This is a genomic window from Streptomyces sp. Z423-1 (genome assembly GCF_013009255.1).
Classification (GTDB): Bacteria; Actinomycetota; Actinomycetes; order Streptomycetales; family Streptomycetaceae; genus Streptomyces; species Streptomyces gossypiisoli.
On record NZ_CP053109.1, the window covers coordinates 3,870,600 to 3,888,014 of the forward strand.

Here is a 17,415-nt window from a genome sequence, read left to right on the forward strand (position 1 = left end):
TGGTCTGCGGCCGGTCTGGGTCTGCTGCCGGTCGACGTCTGCTGCCGGCCGTCAGGGTCCGGTCAGGTGTCCCTGGACGACCGGTGCGATGCGCTTGATGATCACTTCGACGTCGGCCGAGGCCAGCGGCTCCAGCTTGATCACGTACCGCATGATGGCCACCCCGACCAGCTGCGCGGCCGCCAGCTCGGCGCGCAGCTCGGCGTCGGGCAGGCCGAGCTGCGAGGCGACCCGGCGCAGCAGCTGGGCGGCGACGAGGCGGCGGAAGACGGACGCCGCCACCTCGTTGGTCACGGCGGACCGTACGACGGCGAGCAGCGGGGTCCGGGTGACCGGGTTCTCCCAGATGCCGAACAGGAACCGGGCGAACCGCTCGCCGACCCCCTCGGCCGGCCCTTCGAAGATCACGTCCGGCGCCTTCAGCGCGGGCGCGAAGACCGCTTCCAGCGCCTCCTGGAAGACCTGCTCCTTGGTTCCGAAGTAGTGATGCACCAGCGCCGAGTCAACGCCCGCCGCCTTGGCGATGCCGCGTACGGACGTCTTCTCGTAGCCCCGCTCGGAGAACTCCTCGCGGGCCGCGGCGAGGATGCGGTCGCGGGTGTCGGCGGACTCCGTACGAGGGGGCCTGCCGCGCCTGCGGGCGGTCGCGTCGGTCATCGCCGGGGCACCTTCACGGAGGAGGCCAGGTGGAGCCGGGTGAAGGCCAGGGCCTCGGCGAGGTCGGCCTCGCGCTCGGCGCTGGACATGGCGCGGCGGGTGTTGACCTCGATGACGACATGGCCGTCGAAACCGCTCAGGGCGAGACGTTCCAGCAGCTCGGCGCAGGGCTGGGTGCCGCGGCCCGGGACCAGGTGCTCGTCCTTGTTGGAGCCGCCGCCGTCGGCGAGGTGGACGTGGCCGAGGCGGTCGCCCATGCGGTCGATCATGTGCAGGGCGTCGGTGCGGGCGGTCGCGGTGTGGCTGAGATCGATCGTGAAGTGCCGGTAGTCGTCCTTGGTGACGTCCCAGTCGGGGGCGTACGCGAGCATCTCGCGGTCCCGGTAGCGCCAGGGGTACATGTTCTCCACGGCGAACCGCACATCTGTCTCGTTCGCCATCCGCCAGATCCCGGCGACGAAGTCGCGCGCGTACTGGCGCTGCCAGCGGAACGGGGGGTGGACGACGACGGTGCCGGCGCCGAGCTTCTCGGCGGCCGCCCGGGCGCGCTGGAGCTTGACCCAGGGGTCGGTGGACCAGACGCGCTGCGTGATGAGCAGGCAGGGGGCGTGTACGGCGAGGATCGGGATCTGGTGGAAGTCGCTGAGCCGGCGCAGGGCCTCGATGTCCTGGCTGACGGGTTCGTTCCACACCATGACCTCGACGCCGTCGTACCCGAGACGTGCGGCGATCTCGAAGGCCGTCGCCGTCGACTCCGGATAGACGGAGGCCGTCGAGAGGGCGACCTTCGCATCCGGGATGCGTACGACTGGTTCTGCCACGGAGACAGGGTACGTGGGTCTGGGGGGTGGGCCGGGGTTGGTGTGCGCCTATTCACCGTTCGAGGATCGCCACGGGCGAGTGCGGGTCGCGTGTGGCTGGTCGCGCCTGTGCGGCGGAGCCGCACATCGATACAGCCCCGCGCCCCTGTACCCGGCGACGCCCAGCCGCCCGTTTCACTCCGGCCCCATGTGATCCAGCCGACGCAAAATGATCCCCTCCCGCAACGCCCACGGGCAGATCTCCAGCGTCTCCACCCCGAACAGGTCCATCGCCGCCTCCGCCACCAGCGCCCCCGCGAGGAGCTGGCCCGCTCGGGCCTCCGAGACGCCGGGGAGGTCGGCGCGTTCCTCCGCGGTCATGCCGGACAGGCGCGGGACCCAGGACTCCAGGGACTGCCGCTTGAGTTCGCGCTGGACGTAGAGGCCCTCGGCGGAGCGGGCGGCGCCGCAGATGCGGGCGAGCTGCTTGAAGGTCTTGGAGGTGGCGACCACGTGGTCGGGGGCGCCGAAGCGGGCGAACTCGCCCACCGTGCGCGCGATCTCGGCGCGGACATGGCGGCGCAGCGCCCGTATGTCCTCGGTGGCGGGCGGGTCGGCGGGCAGCCAGGCGGAGGTGAGCCGGCCGGCGCCGAGCGGCAGCGAGACGGCCGCGTCGGGTTCCTCGTCGATGCCGTAGGCGATCTCCAGGGAGCCGCCGCCGATGTCCAGGACGAGCAGCTTGCCCGCCGACCAGCCGAACCAGCGGCGGACGGCGAGGAAGGTGAGCCGGGCCTCCTCGGGGCCGGTGAGGACCTGGAGGGCGACGCCGGTCTCCTGCTGCACGCGCGCGAGGACGTCGTCGGCGTTGGCGGCCTCGCGCACGGCGGAGGTGGCGAACGGCAGGAGTTCCTCGACGCCCTTGTCCTCGGCGGCCTGGAGCGCGTCATGGATGACCGCGATCAGCTTGTCGACCCCCTCGGGGCCGATGGCACCGGCCTCGTCGAGGAGTTGGGCGAGGCGCAGTTCCGCCTTGTGCGAGTGCGCGGGCAGCGGGCGCGCGCCGGGGTGTGCGTCCACCACCAGCAGATGCACCGTGTTGCTTCCCACGTCGAGGACACCGAGTCTCATGTACGGAACGCTACTGCCAGCCGCGCCGTGCGCCGTCCCCGAGGCGGTCCCGGGACCGGCCGCGGGCGACTTACCCTGGACGGGTGCCAAAGACGAAAAAGGCGAAGACCGGCAAGGCGGACAAGAAGGCCACATCGGCCAAGGGGTCTGTCCAGGATTCTTCGCAGGCGACAGCACCGAAGAAGCAGCCGCAGCAGGCCCCGGCCGTCCCGGCAGCCGACGAGAAGGGCCTCGACTTCCCGCGCGCGTGGGTGGAGTTCCCGGATCCGGCGGACGACGAGCAGGTGTTCCGCTGCGATCTGACATGGCTCACCTCTCGCTGGAACTGCATTTTCGGCAGCGGCTGCCAGGGCATCCAGGCGGGCCGCGCGGACGACGGGTGCTGCACGCTGGGCGCCCACTTCTCCGACGAGGACGACGAGCGGCGGGTCGCCGAGCATGTGGCGAGGCTCACGCCGGAGATCTGGCAGAACCACGCCGAGGGCACCCGAAAGGGCTGGGTCTCCAAGGACGACGAGGGCTCCCGCCAGACCCGGCCCTACCAGGGCTCGTGCATCTTCCAGAACCGGCCCGGATTCGCGGGCGGCGCGGGCTGCTCGCTGCACATCCTCGCCGTGCGGGAGGGCCGCGAGCCGCTGGAGACCAAGCCGGACGTGTGCTGGCAGCTGCCGATCCGGCGCACCTACGACTGGATCGACCGGCCCGACGACACGCGCGTGCTGCAGATCTCGATCGGTGAGTACGACCGCCGGGGCTGGGGTCCGGGCGGCCACGACCTGCACTGGTGGTGCACGTCGGCGACCTCGGCGCACGGCGCGGGCGAGCCGGTGTACGTCTCCTACCGGGCGGAGCTGACCGAGCTGATGGGCAAGGCGGGCTACGACCGTCTGGCCGAGCTCTGCGCGCAGCGGCTGGCGTCGCAGCTGCCCCTGCTCGCGCCGCATCCGGCGGATCCGGTGGACTGATCCGGCGGCCGGCCACCCATCACCCGCGTGAACAACCCTGCGGGTCAATACACCTAGGACGTGCCGGGGTTCGGGTCGCCGCCTTCGCCGGGTGGCGGTGTCGGGCTTCCCGGGGCGGACGGGTCGGTGGCGCTGGGGGTGGGCTCGGGGTCGGGCGGCGGTGTGGTCGGGGTGCTCGGTGTGGGGTCGGGCGGGGTCGTGGGCGTCGGGTCCGGATCGGGCGGGGGCGGCTTACCGGGGTCGCCCGGGGTGCTCGGCCGGGGGTCCGGGGCGGGGCCGGGGTCGGAGGGGGTGGGTGCGCTGCCGTACCCCTGGATGGAGACGACCGCGCCGACGGGTGCGAGCGCGACCCGTGCGCTCCAGTACCCGGACGGTTCGCGCAGCTGGTCGACGTACACCTTGATCGTCAGCGTCTCGCCGGGCCGGAGGGTTCCCGAGGACCGGCTCAGATACAGCCAGGAGGCGGCCGTGCTAGCGGACCAGCGGACCGGGGCGGAGCCGGAGGCGGTGAGGGTGATGAAGGTGGTGTCGCCGGTGTTGCCCGCGCTCACCCGGAGCCGGCCCGCGCTCTTCTCACCGGCGCCGGCGACGCTGATGACCTCGACCGACACGTCCGGCTGGTTGCCCTGGGAGAAACGGCCGCCGGGGCGGGTGCCGGCGTTGCCGGCGTTCTCGTAGCCGCCGTCCGCCGCCTCGCCACCGAGGGCGCCGGGACCGTCGTCCCGGCTGGCGGTGGCCCCGCGGCCGTCCCCGCCCTCACCGATCGGCGCACCCCGGTAGGCGGACCACAGGGCGAGGACCGGGGCGGCCACCACGGTGGCGACGACGGTGGTGGTGACGGCACGCGCGCGGAGGCGGTCTCTGCGGGCGGCACGGTCCTTGGGGTCCATCGGAAAGCCGCGCCGGTCGAAGCGGGGCGCGGTGCCCCGCGCGCGCGGGTGGTGCGCCATGGCCATGTGCAGGGCCGCGCGGGGCGCCTCCAGCACGGGCAGCTGGGCGGGGGTCGGGCCGGCGCCGGGCCAGCGGCCGGGAAACGCGCGCTCGGCGGTGCGGCGACAGCGGGGGCAGTCGTCGACGTGCCGGACCAGTTCCTTGCGCAGGGCGGCGCTGAGCACCAGCTGGTGGTCGCCGGTGAGGCGGGCGACGCTCGGACAGGCGCCGGTCTCGACGACGGCGAGGGCCGCACGCGTGCGTTCCACCTCGCAGGCGGCGGAGGCGAGCAGGTCGCGGGCGGCGGCGAGGTCCAGGCCGAGGACGGCGGCGACCTCGTGGGCGGCCAGGTGGTGGCGCACGGCCAGTTCGAGCGCCTCGCGCTGCTCGGGGGTGGTGCCGGCCGCCTCCGGCCAGGCCAGCAGGGCGAGTTCGCGCCGGCGCTGCTCGTGCACCTCCTCGGGGACGGGGGGCGTGACGGACCTCGTGGCGCGTTTTCGCTCGGTGCCGGGTCGGCCTGCCGCGTGGGTGGCCTGACGTTTCTGCTTGGCCTCGGCCAGCTTGCACAGGCACGCCCAGCGGGCCAGCGCGTACAGCCAGGCCCGGCGGTCACCGGCGGCCTGCGGAGCGCGCTGGCCGCGGCGCTCGGCGAGCGCGAGGACCTCGCCCAGGGCGGCGGTGGCCGCGTCGTGGTCGCACAGCACGGACAGGCAGTACGTGAACAGACCGTCCAGATACGGCTCGTAGCGCGCGGGTGGCCGATGCACCAGCGTGCGCGCCGCAGCGCGGTCACGCGCATCGCGGCGCGCACGATGGGCGCCAGTGGTGCGGGTCGTGGTGTCCGGGCTGCTGCTCATCACCCGGCGACCGTAGGCGGCGGGGGGTTGCGGCTTCTGCCCCGATGAGCACTTTTAATCCATACGGGTGAAACGATCCCTCATAAGGGGACAGGAACCCCGCATTCCATGGCTCGTTCATGACGGGGCTGCCGGTTCGGGGTGCGTACCGGCGCGTGGCCGGGCGTGAAAGGGGCATACAGCGCCGGTGCCCCGGCTGTCAGTGGCGGCGGCTACGGTTTCGTCCATGGCTGCCCGTACGAAGACCACCAAGGACCGGCCGTCCTACCGCTGCACCGAATGCGGCTGGCAGACGGCCAAATGGCTCGGCCGCTGCCCCGAGTGCCAGGCCTGGGGGACGATCGAGGAGTACGGCGCGCCCGCGGTGCGGACCACGGCGCCGGGGCGCGTCACGACGTCCGCGGTGCCCATCGGGCAGGTCGACGGACGGCAGGCGACCGCCCGTTCGACCGGGGTGCCCGAGCTGGACCGGGTGCTCGGCGGCGGCCTGGTGCCCGGCGCGGTGGTGCTGGTCGCGGGCGAGCCGGGCGTCGGCAAGTCGACGCTGCTGCTGGACGTGGCGGCCAAGTCGGCGAGCGACGAGCACCGCACCCTCTATGTGACCGGCGAGGAGTCGGCGAGCCAGGTCCGGCTGCGCGCCGACCGCATCGGCGCCATCGACGACCACCTCTATCTCGCCGCCGAGACGGATCTGGCCGCCGTGCTCGGCCACTTGGACGCGGTGAAGCCGTCGCTGCTGATCATGGACTCGGTGCAGACGGTCGCCTCCCCGGAGATCGACGGCGCCCCCGGCGGCATGGCCCAGGTCCGCGAGGTCGCCGGCGCCCTGATCCGCGCCTCGAAGGAACGCGGCATGTCCACGCTCCTGGTCGGCCATGTCACCAAGGACGGCGCGATCGCGGGCCCGCGCCTCCTGGAGCACCTCGTCGACGTCGTCCTGCACTTCGAGGGCGACCGGCACGCACGCCTGCGGCTCGTACGCGGTGTCAAGAACCGCTACGGCACGACCGACGAGGTCGGCTGCTTCGAGCTGCACGACGAGGGCATCACCGGCCTCGCCGACCCCAGCGGCCTGTTCCTCACCCGGCGCGCCGAGCCCGTCCCCGGCACCTGCCTGACCGTCACCCTGGAGGGCCGCCGCCCCCTGGTGGCCGAGGTCCAGGCCCTCACGGTCGACTCCCAGATTCCCTCCCCGCGCCGTACGACGTCCGGGCTGGAGACCTCCCGCGTCTCGATGATGCTGGCGGTGCTGGAGCAGCGCGGCCGGATCAGCGCCCTGGGCAAACGGGACATCTACTCCGCGACGGTCGGCGGCGTGAAGCTCTCCGAGCCGGCCGCCGACCTCGCCGTCGCCCTCGCCCTGGCCTCCGCCGCCAGCGACACTCCGCTGCCGAAGAACCTCGTCGCGATCGGCGAGGTCGGCCTCGCGGGCGAGGTCAGACGGGTCACCGGCGTGCAGCGCAGGCTCGCCGAGGCGCACCGGCTGGGCTTCACGCACGCCCTCGTACCGGGCGACCCGGGGAAGGTCCCGGCCGGGATGAAGGTCCTGGAAGTCGCGGACATAGGGGACGCCCTGAGGGTGCTGCCCCGCTCCCGTCGCCGAGAGGCCCCCCGGGACGAGGAGGACCGCCGGTAGACTTTGCCCTGGTCTCGCCCGTCCGTACGAACAGAGTGCGGATCCGGGAGCGCCCCAGAACCTGCGACCGGAGGAGTGCAGTGGCAGCCAACGACCGGGCAGCAGCTCCCGGAAAGTCCGGTGGGAGTGCCGGTTCCGATGGCCTGATGCGCGCCTCGCTGAGCGCCGTGGCACCCGGCACGCCCCTGCGTGACGGCCTTGAGCGGGTCCTGCGCGGCAACACCGGCGGCCTGATCGTGCTCGGCTCCGACAAGACCGTCGAAGCCATGTGCACGGGTGGTTTCGTGCTGGATGTCGAGTTCACGGCGACCCGGCTGCGCGAGCTGTGCAAGCTCGACGGCGGCATCGTGCTCTCCTCCGACCTGTCGAAGATCCTCCGGGCGGGCGTCCAGCTGGTCCCCGACCCCACGATCCCGACCGAGGAGACCGGCACCCGGCACCGCACCGCGGACCGCGTGAGCAAGCAGGTCGGCTTCCCGGTGGTCTCGGTCTCCCAGTCCATGCGGCTGATCGCCCTCTACGTCGACGGCCAGCGCCGCGTCCTGGAGGACTCCGCGGCGATCCTGTCCCGCGCCAACCAGGCCCTCGCGACCCTGGAGCGCTACAAGCTCCGCCTCGACGAGGTCGCGGGCACGCTGTCCGCGCTGGAGATCGAGGACCTGGTGACGGTCCGGGACGTCTCGGCGGTGGCGCAGCGGCTGGAGATGGTGCGCCGGATCGCGACCGAAATCGCCGAGTACGTGGTCGAGCTGGGCACCGACGGGCGGCTGCTCGCGCTCCAGCTGGACGAGTTGATCGCGGGCGTGGAGCCCGAGCGCGAGCTGGTCGTCCGGGACTACGTCCCCGAGCCCACGGCCAAGCGCTCACGCACGGTGGACGAGGCACTGGCCGAGCTGGACGCCCTCAGCCACGCCGAGCTGCTCGAACTGCCCACGGTGGCCCGGGCGCTGGGCTACACCGGCTCCCCCGAGGCCCTCGACTCCGCGGTCTCACCGCGCGGCTTCCGGCTGCTGGCCAAGGTGCCGCGCCTGCCGGGCGCCATCATCGACCGGCTGGTGGAACACTTCGGCGGCCTGCAGAAGCTGCTCGCCGCGAGCGTCGACGACCTCCAGACGGTGGACGGCGTGGGCGAGGCCCGGGCACGCAGCGTACGGGAGGGCCTGTCGCGGTTGGCGGAGTCGTCGATCCTGGAGCGCTACGTCTAGACGCTCACATTGGAGCGGCCGGGAGGGCAGCGCCGTCAGGGGCGCAGGGCTGCATCAATGTGCGGCTCCGCCGCGTGGGCGCGACCAGCCACAACGGACCCGCACCCGGCGGAGCCTAGTCCGCGTCCAGCACGAACGACGTCCGCAACGTCCCGAACCCCGCCGCCTTCCCCTCCAGCAGATACGTCCCTGCCCCGGCCACCCCCGCCGGAGGCGTCCCGCACTCCGGGGCGCTCGGCCTGCGGTCCCACTGCACGGTGTACGTGATGCTGCTCCCGGCCGGCACCCGGTACAGCAGGCTCCCGGCACCCTTGGGGCAGTCGGCCGACGACCAGTACGTGTCGTCGCCCGCCGCCTGAGTGATCGTCAGCACCGCGCTCTTCGGCCCGAGATCGACCTTGCAGTCACTGCCGGAGGTGTTCTTCGCGGTCAGCCGGAACGCGGGCGTCTCGTCCGGTGAGTACGTGTTGCGCACACTGCGCAGGGTCAACGTCACGGCGTTCGCGGTGCAGTTGGGCAGCGACGACCCGGCCGGCACCGTTTCGCCCGTACCGACACCACCCCCGGAGGCACCCGCGGCCGTACCGCCGGAACCGGCACCGCCCGAGGCGCCGGACCCACCGTCGTCACCCGAACCCGCACTCGAACCCGCACCGGAACTGTCGCCCGTACCGTCACCGGACCCGTCCCCGGCGCCGGTCCCGCCGGAGCCCTCGTCGCCCGACTCGTCGCGCCCGCCCGGCGCTTCGGAGATCGCGGGCCCGGAACCGGACGGCCCCGGCGTGATGGAGGGCGCGGGATTCTTGCCGTCGGAGCCGTTCGCGCCGGTGCCGTTTCCGCCCCCACCGGTCGTCACGACCCAGGTGACCAGCAGGGCCAGCAGGGCGACCACGGACAGCAGGACGGCCCTCCGTCGCCAGTAGATGGAGGAGGGAAGCGGCCCGACCGGATTGCGCAGAGATCCCACGGCGCAAACTGTACGAGAGATCGGTGCCGTCACTGGCCCCACCCGCCGCCTGGAGCCACAACTTTTCCGGATCATCATCCCGGAAACGTCCTGCGAACGTACGACAGTTGGGCGCGCCGGGCACAGCGGCGAGCCCACCGGACCGCGCCGCTCCACCAGTGGCCTTGGTCTGCCGCCCCGCGAAACGCTACGCAGCAGCACGGTCGATCCGTCCCGACATGGCAGGATCGGAACTGCCATGACTGCTCCCACGAAGCCCCCGCACACCAGCCCCACCGAGGCACTCCCCGGCTCTCCGCGCGGAGAGATCCGCGGAGAGCACCTCCACTCCCCCGTCATCGCCTGGTTCGACGAGCACGCGCGCGACCTGCCCTGGCGGCGGCCGGAGGCCGGCGCGTGGGGCGTGATGGTCAGCGAGTTCATGCTCCAGCAGACCCCGGTCAACCGCGTCCTGCCCGTCTATGAGCAGTGGCTGGCCCGCTGGCCGCGCCCCGCCGACCTCGCCAAGGAGGCCCCCGGCGAGGCCGTGCGCGCCTGGGGCCGGCTCGGCTACCCGCGCCGCGCCCTGCGCCTGCACGGCGCCGCCGTCGCCATAACGGAACGGCACGGCGGCGACGTACCCACCGACCACGCCCAGCTCCTCGCACTGCCCGGCATCGGCGAGTACACGGCGGCGGCCGTGGCGTCGTTTGCGTACGGGCAGCGGCATGCCGTGCTCGACACCAACGTCCGCCGGGTGTTCGCCCGCGCGGTCATCGGCGTGCAGTACCCGCCGAACGCGACGACGGCCGCCGAGCGCAGGCTGGCGCGGGCCCTGCTCCCGGACGACGAGCGGATCGCCGCCCGCTGGGCCGCCGCGTCGATGGAGCTGGGCGCGCTGGTGTGCACGGCCAAGAACGAGGGCTGCCACCGCTGCCCGATCGCCGCGCAGTGCGCGTGGCGGCTGGCGGGCAAGCCGGAGCACGAGGGCCCGCCGCGGCGCGGTCAGACGTACGCCGGTACGGACCGCCAGGTGCGCGGCAAGCTGCTCGCCGTACTGCGCGAGGCGCACGCCCCTGTCCCGCAGGCGTTGCTCGACCGGGTGTGGCACGAGCCGGTGCAGCGCGCCCGGGCCCTGGACGGCCTGGTCGCCGACGGTCTGGTGGAGCCGCTGCCGGGCGGCTTGTACCGGCTGCCGCTGAGCTGACGTACAGCGGGCTCACAGCCCGGCACACAGACGGATCACAGCTGCGCTCCGCCCCCCGGCGGGCAAATCACCCATACCTACCCCATCCGAACTGCGCTTTTAACCGTTTCCTACTTCCGTTACACAACCGACGGACAGCCGAGCGTTCACCGCAGGCTGCTTCGGACAGCCCCGTGACAACGCCTCCGTAGCTTCCTTTCTGTGCCCGACAGAGGGGCGCAGGGACAGAAAAACGGGGATGGAGGCGTTGATCATGGAGCAGGGCGACGTGGGCGAGGTGCTCGGGTTCGAGGAGTACGTCCGCACTCGGCAGGACGCGCTGTTGCGCAGCGCCCGCCGACTGGTCCCGGACCCGGTCGACGCCCAGGACCTGCTCCAGACGGCACTGGCCCGGACATACGGCCGCTGGGAAGGCATAGCCGACAAGCGGCTGGCGGACGCCTATCTGCGCCGGGTCATGATCAACACGCGGACCGAGTGGTGGCGGGCCCGCAAGCTGGAGGAGGTGCCCACCGAGCAGCTCCCGGAGGCGTGTGTGGAGGACTCCTCCGAGCAGCACGCGGACCGGGCCCTGCTGATGGACGTCATGAAGGTGCTGGCCCCCAAGCAGCGCAGCGTGGTCGTGCTGCGACACTGGGAGCAGATGTCCACGGAGGAGACGGCCGCGGCCCTCGGCATGTCGGCCGGAACGGTCAAGAGCACGCTGCACCGGGCGCTCGCCCGGCTCCGCGAGGAGCTGGAGGCCCGCGATCTGGACGCACGCGCGCTGGAGCGTGAGGAGCGGGAGCGTTGCGCGGCCTGACCGGCAGGGCCGGTGTCGACACCGGCCCCGGGCCCACCCCGGCCCGAGGCACCTTGCAGGCGGTGATCACGGCGGCGGCCGTGCTCACCGCCCTCAGCCTTTTGCTGTCCGCCTGCGCCACGGGCGGCACCGGTGCCCGGGACGAGGGCCCGGCGCACGACGACTCGATGGCCGGCACGGCGGCGAGCTCGGCCGCCCAGGCCTCCGCGGTGCCCGAGTCCAGGTCGCTGACGCGGGCCGCCGCGGTCAAGCTGCTGCTTTCGGATCCGCATGTCTCGGCGGCGGTCAAGCGCGGCCTGAAGCCGTGCGTCGCCGACGCGTACCCGGTCGACCTGTCGTACGGCGATCTGACCGGCGGAACGGTCGAGGACGTCGTCGTCAACGTCGTGACGTGCAGTGACGTCGTCGGTATCGGCTCGTACGTGTATCGCGAGGAGGGCGGTTCCTACCGGAATGTCTTCAAGGCGGAGGAACCGCCGGTCTATGCCGAGATAGACCGCGGTGATCTGGTGGTCACCAAGCAGGTGTACGCGAAGGGCGACCCGGTGTCGAGCCCGTCCGGCGAGAACGTGATCACGTACCGCTGGACCGCGGGCCGCTTCACCGAGGAATACCGCACGCACAACGACTACAGCACGGTCGTCGGGGCCGAGCCGACCGTGGCCCCCGAGAGCAACTGACCGGGCACCGACCTGACGGACCCCACCGGATACGAACTGAGAGCACGGATGGCAGACCAGACCCACGTCCTGTTCGTCGAGGACGACGACGTCATCCGCGAGGCCACCCAGCTCGCCCTGGAGCGGGACGGCTTCGCGGTCACCGCGATGCCCGACGGGCTGTCGGGGCTGGAGGCGTTCCGGGCGAACCGGCCGGACATCGCCCTGCTGGACGTCATGGTGCCGGGCCTCGACGGGGTCAGCCTGTGCCGCCGTATCCGCGACGAGTCGACCGTCCCGGTGATCATGCTGTCGGCGCGGGCGGACTCGATCGACGTGGTCCTCGGCCTGGAGGCGGGCGCCGACGACTACGTGACCAAGCCGTTCGACGGTGCCGTGCTGGTCGCCCGGATCCGGGCGGTGCTGCGCCGGTTCGGGCACGCGAGCGGTGCTGACCGTCCCCAGGACGTCGGCTCGGCGCCCGCCGGCGGCGTGCTGACCTTCGGCGACCTCGAGGTCGACACCGAGGGCATGGAGGTGCGCAAGGCCGGCCGCCCGGTGGCGCTCACGCCGACCGAGATGCGGCTGCTGCTGGAGTTCTCCGCCGCGCCGGGCACGGTGCTGTCCCGGGACAAGCTGCTGGAGCGCGTGTGGGACTACGGCTGGGGCGGGGACACCCGTGTCGTCGACGTCCATGTGCAGCGGCTCCGTACGAAGATCGGTCAGGACCGGATCGAGACGGTCCGCGGCTTCGGCTACAAGCTGAAGCCCTGAGGCGGGGCAGGACACGTCGATGCGGGGGATCATCCGGCGCCTGGTCGGGGCGCGCGTGCGGGGTACGGGCATCCGTACGGGACTCAGATGGAAGCTCAGCGCGGCGATCACGCTGGTCGGCGCGCTGGTCGCGATCGTGCTCAGCCTGGTCGTGCACAACGCCGCCCGGGTCTCCATGCTGGACAACGCGCGCGACCTCGCCGACGAGCGGGTGCAGATCGCCCAGCGCAACTATGAGCTGTCCGGGCGGCCCAACTTCCCCGACATCAAGATCGACGACCCGCACCTGCCGTCCGCGCTGCGGGCGAAGGTCAAGGACGGGCGCCGGGCGACGTACGTGACCGACCGGCCGGGTGGCGGGCCGGACATCTGGGCGGCCGTGCCGCTCAAGGACGGGCATGTGCTGTCCCTGCACACCGGGTTCACCGACCGCAGCACGGACATCCTCAAGGACCTCGACCAGGCCCTGGTCATCGGCTCCATCGCGGTGGTCCTCGGCGGCAGCGCGCTCGGCGTGCTCATCGGCGGGCAACTGTCGCGCCGGCTGCGCAAGGCGGCGTCCGCCGCGCACCGGGTCGCCAGGGGTGAGCCGGACGTGCGGGTGCGCGAGGCCATCGGCGGGGTCGTCCGGGACGAGACCGACGACCTGGCGCGGGCCGTGGACGCGATGGCGGACACGCTTCAGCAGCGGCTGGAGGCGGAGCGCCGGGTCACCGCCGACATCGCGCACGAGCTGCGCACGCCGGTGACCGGACTGCTGACCGCCGCCGAGCTGCTGCCGCCGGGCCGCCCGACCGAGCTGGTGCTGGACCGGGCGAAGGCGATGCGCACGCTCGTCGAGGACGTGCTGGAGGTGGCCCGCCTGGACGGCGCCTCCGAGCGGGCCGAGCTGCAGGACATCATGCTGGGCGAGTTCGTCGCCCGGCGAGTGGCGGCCAAGGACGCGGAGGTCGGCGTGCAGGTGGTGCACGAGTCGGAGGTGACGACCGACCCGCGCCGCCTGGAGCGCGTGCTGTTCAACCTGCTCGCCAACGCCGCCCGGCACGGCAGGCCGCCCATAGAGGTCACCGTCGAGGGCCGGGTCATCCGCGTCCGCGACCATGGGCCGGGTTTCCCCGAGGACCTGCTGGCCGAGGGGCCGAGCCGGTTCCGCACCGGCAGCAAGGACCGCGCCGGTGTCGGCCACGGCCTGGGCCTGACCATCGCGGCCGGCCAGGCGAGGGTGCTGGGCGCCCGCCTGACCTTCCGCAACGTCCGCCCACCGGGCGCCGCCGACCACATACCGGCCGAGGGCGCCGTCGCCGTCCTGTGGCTGCCGGAACACGCGCCGACGAACACGGGGAGCTTCCCGATGCTGGCCGACTGAGCGCTCCGCGCTCGCGCCCCTTCAGGTGCGGTGCCGAACCGTACTGCGGCAGGCGTCGGCTCAGACGCCGAAGTCCTTCGAGAAGTCCAGCTCTTCGCTGCGCTCCGTCAGCGAGTACCAGTTGCCGTTGTCGTCGAGGAAGATCGCCTCGACGCCGTACGGCCGCTCCTGCGGCTCCTGGAGGAACTCCACCCCGCGCGCCCGGAACGTCTCGTAGTCACCCCGGCAGTCGTCCGTCCGGAACGCGCCCGCACCGATGACCCCCTTGCTGACCAGCTTCTTCAGCGCCTCGGCGGACTCGGCGTCGAGACCGGGGCCGTCCAGGCTCATCAGGGCCAGCTCCACGTCCGGCTGCTCCTTGGCGCCGACGGTGACCCACCGCATGGCGCCCATCGGGACCTCGCTGCGCACCTCGAAGCCCAGCTTCTCGGTGAAGAAGTCCTTGGTGCGCTGCTGGTCGAAGGTCCATACGGTGGCGATGCCCAGGCCGGTGATCATGACTCTGCTCTCCTGCGTCGGTAACGGCTTGTGTTCGTCACCGTAGGCAGGGCACGGCTCAGGGCGCTTCTCCAGAATTGCGGTGCTGACCGCGGTGCTGATCGGGGAGCGCGCGACGCGGGAAGCCGCCGGCCCACAGCATCGCGTAGCACCCGGGTATCAGGGACGCCCCGCTGCCGACGTGCTTCGTGCGGTACTCGCTCGGCGTCAGCCCGGTGCGCGTCTTGAAGCGGGTCGAGAAGGTGCCCAGGCTGCTGAAGCCGACCAGGTGGCAGATCTCCGTGACGGTGAGGTCGGCGGCGCGCAGCAGTTCCTCCGCCCGCTCGGTCCGGCGGTGGGTGAGGTACTGGCCGGGTGTCTCGCCGTATGCCTCCTTGAAGGCGCGGACGAAGTGGTACCGCGAGTACCCGGCGTGCGCGGCGACCGCGTCCAGGTCGAGTGCGGGGTCGGCCCAGTCGCGGTCCATCGCGTCCTTCGCCAGCCGCAGCTGGCGCATCTTGTCCATGAGCCGATGGTGGCACGGGCCACTGACATCGACGCCGGTGCCGAACACCCGCCCGGGTCCGACGACGCCGCTCACCTGGACCGCCCCGGATCAGGAGGCCCCGCTCACCTGCATCCGCCCCCGAATCAGGCAGCCCCACCCACCTCTGCACCCACCCCGAATCAGACCGCCCCGCTCACCTGCGCCCGAGCCTCAGCCGTCCCCGCGTCCTCCGTCTGCGGCCCCGCCCCCTTCAGCGGGACCTCCTTCACGAACACCGCCGCGACCAGCGCCACCACGGCCACCGCCGCGCCCAGCAGAAACGCCCCGTGCGTCCCCGCGGACACCGCGTGCTGGTACGCCTCCCGCGCCGCAACCGGCAGCTTGGCCAGGCTCGCGGCGTCCAGCTGGGCCGACTGTTCGGTCACCTTGGAGCCCAGCGCGCCGGCCCGCTCGGCCATGACGTCCTGGACCCGGTGGTTGAAGAGCGCGCCCATGATGGCGACGCCGAAGGAGGAGCCGAGGGTGCGGAAGAGGGTGGTGGAGGAGGACGCGACGCCCATGTCCCTCATCTCCACGCTGTTCTGCGCGACCAGCATGGTGATCTGCATCAGGCAGCCCATGCCGAGCCCGACCACGGCCATGTACACACCGGAGGTCAGCCGCGAGGTTTCCGTGTCCATCAGGGACAGCAGATACAGCCCGACGACCAGCAGCGCCCCGCCCAGCAGCGGGAAGACCTTGTAGCGCCCGGTCTGCGTGGTCACCCGTCCGGCCACCATCGACGTGACGAGCATCGCGCCCAGCATCGGCAGGAGCAGCAGCCCGGAGTTGGTCGCGGACGCGCCCTGCACCGACTGCTGGTACAGCGGCAGGAACAGGGTCGCCCCGAACATCACGAAACCGACGATGAATCCGATCACGGACATCAGCGTGAAGTTGAGGCTGCGGAAGATGTGCAGCGGCAGGATCGGCTCGGCGGCGCGGGTCTGCCAGAACACGAACCCGACCAGCGCGGCGACACCGATCCCGATCAACTCCATGATCACCGCGGAGGTCCAGGCGTACTCCGTGCCGCCCCACGTGGTGACGAGCACGATCGCGGTGATGCCGACGGTCAGCAGCGCGGCGCCCAGGTAGTCGATCCGGGCTTCGGACCGCTTCTTCGGCAGGTGCAGTACGGCGCTGATGGCGACCAGCGCGACCGCGCCGAGCGGCAGGTTGATGTAGAAGGTCCAGCGCCAGCCCCAGTGGTCGGTGATGGTGCCGCCGACCAGCGGGCCGCCGATCATCGCCAGCGCCATGACGCCGGCCATCATGCCCTGGTACCTGCCGCGCTCCCGGGGCGGTATCAGGTCACCGATAATCGCCATCACACCGACCATCAGTCCGCCCGCGCCCAGTCCCTGCACGGCCCGGAACGCGATCAGCTGCCCCATGTCCTGGGCCATGCCGCTGAGCACGGAGCCGATCAGGAAGAGCACGATCGAGCTGAGGAAGACGCCCTTGCGCCCGTAGAGGTCGCCGAGCTTGCCCCAGATCGGGGTGGAGGCCGCGGTCGCCAGGGTGTACGACGTCACCACCCACGACAGATGTTCCAGACCGCCCAGCTCGCCGACGATCGTCGGCATCGCCGTGCCGATGATCATGTTGTCGAGCATCGCGAGCATCATCGCGATCATCAGGGCGAGCAGGACGACCCGCACGCTCCTCGGTTGCTTCCCGTCTTGCACCGCTCCCCCACTTACTTGCCGCCAGGCTAGCTACGGCGTGAACGTAGCTCGCAAACTAGCCATGCGTCAAGTAAGTTTTTCTTGGCCGGGGCATTACCTTCCTGGCCAGGGAGTTGCCGGACAGCACGAGGACGGGCGGCACGATGGAAGGCACCAAGCAGCGGCGACGCGGCGACACCCGCCGGCGCATCCAGGACGTGGCCCTGGACCTCTTCGCCGAACAGGGCTACGAGAAGACGTCCCTGCGCGAGATCGCCGAACGCCTCGACGTCACCAAGGCGGCGCTCTACTACCACTTCAAGACCAAGGAAGAGATCCTGGTCAGCGTCTTCGACGATGTGATGCAGCCGATCGACGAACTGATCGAGTGGGGTCGCCATGAGCCGCACACCCTGGAGACGAAGCAGCAGATCGTACGGCGCTACAGCGAACACCTCTCCGCCGCGGCGCCGTTGTTCCGCTTCATGCACGAGAACCAGGCGACGGTACGGGAGTTGCGCATCGGCGATCTGTTCAAGGAGCGCATGAAGGGCCTGCGCCACATCATCATCGACCCGGACGCCACCCTGGCCGACCAGGTCCGCTGCGTGAGCGCCATCTTCACGCTGCACGCCGGGATGGTGTTCGTGATGCAGGATCTCGAAGGCGACCCCGAGGACAAGCGCGAGGCCATCCTGGAGGTCGCCATCGACATGGTGACGCAGGCACACAAGGGTGCGGCCTAGGGCCTGTCCGGCGGATCATGCCGCAGACGCGGGGCCTGGCACG

The 17,415-nt window shown here is 71.9% G+C and carries 17 protein-coding genes; 9 read left to right on the forward strand and 8 right to left on the reverse strand.

Annotation, left to right across the window (positions count from 1 at the left end):
* Positions 1–51: 51 nt before the first annotated feature.
* From HJD23_RS17300 to HJD23_RS17310, 3 genes are all read right to left on the reverse strand, one after another.
* Positions 52–657, reverse strand: a complete 606-nt coding sequence (locus HJD23_RS17300) for a TetR family transcriptional regulator (RefSeq protein ID WP_171109102.1) — start codon at positions 655–657, stop codon at positions 52–54.
* Entirely contained in the window at positions 654–1,478 is an 825-nt protein-coding gene (locus HJD23_RS17305) for a sugar phosphate isomerase/epimerase (RefSeq protein WP_141314643.1), read from the reverse strand. Before HJD23_RS17305 ends, HJD23_RS17300 begins: the two co-directional genes overlap by 4 nt.
* Positions 1,479–1,652: 174 nt before the next feature.
* Positions 1,653–2,585 (reverse strand): Ppx/GppA phosphatase family protein, encoded by a 933-nt coding sequence (locus HJD23_RS17310; RefSeq protein ID WP_171109104.1) that lies wholly within the window; start codon positions 2,583–2,585, stop codon positions 1,653–1,655.
* An 83-nt stretch (positions 2,586–2,668) separates the two neighbouring features.
* On the opposite strand from HJD23_RS17310, the gene HJD23_RS17315 reads away from it, so the two are divergent.
* On the forward strand, positions 2,669–3,550 hold the full coding sequence (locus tag HJD23_RS17315) for a hypothetical protein (protein WP_171109106.1): 882 nt from the start codon (positions 2,669–2,671) through the stop codon (positions 3,548–3,550).
* 53 nt (positions 3,551–3,603) lie between these two features.
* Here the strand turns inward: HJD23_RS17315 and HJD23_RS17320 are convergent, their stop codons facing one another.
* Positions 3,604–5,340: a hypothetical protein gene (locus HJD23_RS17320; protein ID WP_171109108.1), complete on the reverse strand. Its 1,737-nt coding sequence runs from the start codon at positions 5,338–5,340 to the stop codon at positions 3,604–3,606.
* 223 nt (positions 5,341–5,563) lie between these two features.
* Here HJD23_RS17320 and radA point away from each other — a divergent pair, with 223 nt between their 5' ends.
* Both radA and disA read left to right on the forward strand, forming a co-directional pair.
* Entirely contained in the window at positions 5,564–6,973 is a 1,410-nt protein-coding gene (radA, locus tag HJD23_RS17325; protein ID WP_171109110.1) for a DNA repair protein RadA, read from the forward strand.
* Between the two features lie 80 nt (positions 6,974–7,053).
* Positions 7,054–8,178: a DNA integrity scanning diadenylate cyclase DisA gene (disA, locus tag HJD23_RS17330; protein ID WP_141314654.1), complete on the forward strand. Its 1,125-nt coding sequence runs from the start codon at positions 7,054–7,056 to the stop codon at positions 8,176–8,178.
* 115 nt (positions 8,179–8,293) lie between these two features.
* Here disA and HJD23_RS17335 read toward each other — a convergent pair whose 3' ends face one another.
* Complete coding sequence (locus tag HJD23_RS17335; RefSeq protein WP_171109112.1) at positions 8,294–9,145, reverse strand: hypothetical protein; 852 nt, start codon at positions 9,143–9,145, stop codon at positions 8,294–8,296.
* Positions 9,146–9,383: 238 nt separating this feature from the next.
* Between HJD23_RS17335 and HJD23_RS17340 the strand changes: the two genes are divergently transcribed.
* The 5 genes from HJD23_RS17340 (at position 9,384) to cseC (ending at position 13,932) form a co-directional block, all read left to right on the forward strand.
* Positions 9,384–10,331: an A/G-specific adenine glycosylase gene (locus HJD23_RS17340; protein ID WP_171109114.1), complete on the forward strand. Its 948-nt coding sequence runs from the start codon at positions 9,384–9,386 to the stop codon at positions 10,329–10,331.
* Between the two features lie 253 nt (positions 10,332–10,584).
* Positions 10,585–11,133, forward strand: a complete 549-nt coding sequence (locus HJD23_RS17345; protein WP_171109116.1) for a SigE family RNA polymerase sigma factor — start codon at positions 10,585–10,587, stop codon at positions 11,131–11,133.
* Positions 11,121–11,813, forward strand: coding sequence for a hypothetical protein (locus HJD23_RS17350; protein ID WP_171109118.1), 693 nt, complete (start codon positions 11,121–11,123; stop codon positions 11,811–11,813). The genes HJD23_RS17345 and HJD23_RS17350 overlap by 13 nt, the downstream gene beginning before the upstream one ends.
* 48 nt (positions 11,814–11,861) lie before the next feature.
* Positions 11,862–12,566: a two-component system response regulator CseB gene (cseB, locus tag HJD23_RS17355; RefSeq protein WP_171109120.1), complete on the forward strand. Its 705-nt coding sequence runs from the start codon at positions 11,862–11,864 to the stop codon at positions 12,564–12,566.
* A 19-nt stretch (positions 12,567–12,585) separates the two neighbouring features.
* Positions 12,586–13,932, forward strand: coding sequence for a two-component system sensor histidine kinase CseC (gene cseC, locus HJD23_RS17360; protein ID WP_171109123.1), 1,347 nt, complete (start codon positions 12,586–12,588; stop codon positions 13,930–13,932).
* Positions 13,933–13,992: 60 nt separating this feature from the next.
* On the opposite strand, the gene HJD23_RS17365 is transcribed toward cseC, so the two are convergent.
* The 3 genes from HJD23_RS17365 to HJD23_RS17375 all read right to left on the reverse strand — a co-directional run bounded on the left by HJD23_RS17365 (position 13,993) and on the right by HJD23_RS17375 (position 16,596).
* Positions 13,993–14,430, reverse strand: a complete 438-nt coding sequence (locus HJD23_RS17365; protein WP_171109125.1) for a VOC family protein — start codon at positions 14,428–14,430, stop codon at positions 13,993–13,995.
* A gap of 58 nt (positions 14,431–14,488) precedes the next feature.
* A complete protein-coding gene (locus HJD23_RS17370; protein ID WP_171111471.1) occupies positions 14,489–14,926 on the reverse strand; it encodes a helix-turn-helix transcriptional regulator in 438 nt (145 codons plus the stop codon).
* A gap of 170 nt (positions 14,927–15,096) precedes the next feature.
* Positions 15,097–16,596 (reverse strand): MDR family MFS transporter, encoded by a 1,500-nt coding sequence (locus HJD23_RS17375; RefSeq protein WP_197972232.1) that lies wholly within the window; start codon positions 16,594–16,596, stop codon positions 15,097–15,099.
* Positions 16,597–16,790: 194 nt separating this feature from the next.
* Between HJD23_RS17375 and HJD23_RS17380 the strand changes: the two genes are divergently transcribed.
* Positions 16,791–17,372 (forward strand): TetR/AcrR family transcriptional regulator, encoded by a 582-nt coding sequence (locus HJD23_RS17380; protein WP_171109129.1) that lies wholly within the window; start codon positions 16,791–16,793, stop codon positions 17,370–17,372.
* Positions 17,373–17,415: the final 43 nt, after the last annotated feature.

Coding starts and splice junctions, on each gene's coding strand:
- radA (WP_171109110.1), top strand. CDS start 5,564: ATGGCTGCCCGTACGAAGACCACCAAGGACCGGCCGTCCTACCGCTGC.
- HJD23_RS17300 (WP_171109102.1), bottom strand. CDS start 657: ATGACCGACGCGACCGCCCGCAGGCGCGGCAGGCCCCCTCGTACGGAG.
- HJD23_RS17380 (WP_171109129.1), top strand. CDS start 16,791: ATGGAAGGCACCAAGCAGCGGCGACGCGGCGACACCCGCCGGCGCATC.
- cseC (WP_171109123.1), top strand. CDS start 12,586: ATGCGGGGGATCATCCGGCGCCTGGTCGGGGCGCGCGTGCGGGGTACG.
- HJD23_RS17375 (WP_197972232.1), bottom strand. CDS start 16,596: ATGATCGCGATGATGCTCGCGATGCTCGACAACATGATCATCGGCACG.
- HJD23_RS17340 (WP_171109114.1), top strand. CDS start 9,384: ATGACTGCTCCCACGAAGCCCCCGCACACCAGCCCCACCGAGGCACTC.
- HJD23_RS17370 (WP_171111471.1), bottom strand. CDS start 14,926: ATGCGCCAGCTGCGGCTGGCGAAGGACGCGATGGACCGCGACTGGGCC.
- HJD23_RS17310 (WP_171109104.1), bottom strand. CDS start 2,585: ATGAGACTCGGTGTCCTCGACGTGGGAAGCAACACGGTGCATCTGCTG.
- HJD23_RS17365 (WP_171109125.1), bottom strand. CDS start 14,430: ATGATCACCGGCCTGGGCATCGCCACCGTATGGACCTTCGACCAGCAG.
- HJD23_RS17345 (WP_171109116.1), top strand. CDS start 10,585: ATGGAGCAGGGCGACGTGGGCGAGGTGCTCGGGTTCGAGGAGTACGTC.
- cseB (WP_171109120.1), top strand. CDS start 11,862: ATGGCAGACCAGACCCACGTCCTGTTCGTCGAGGACGACGACGTCATC.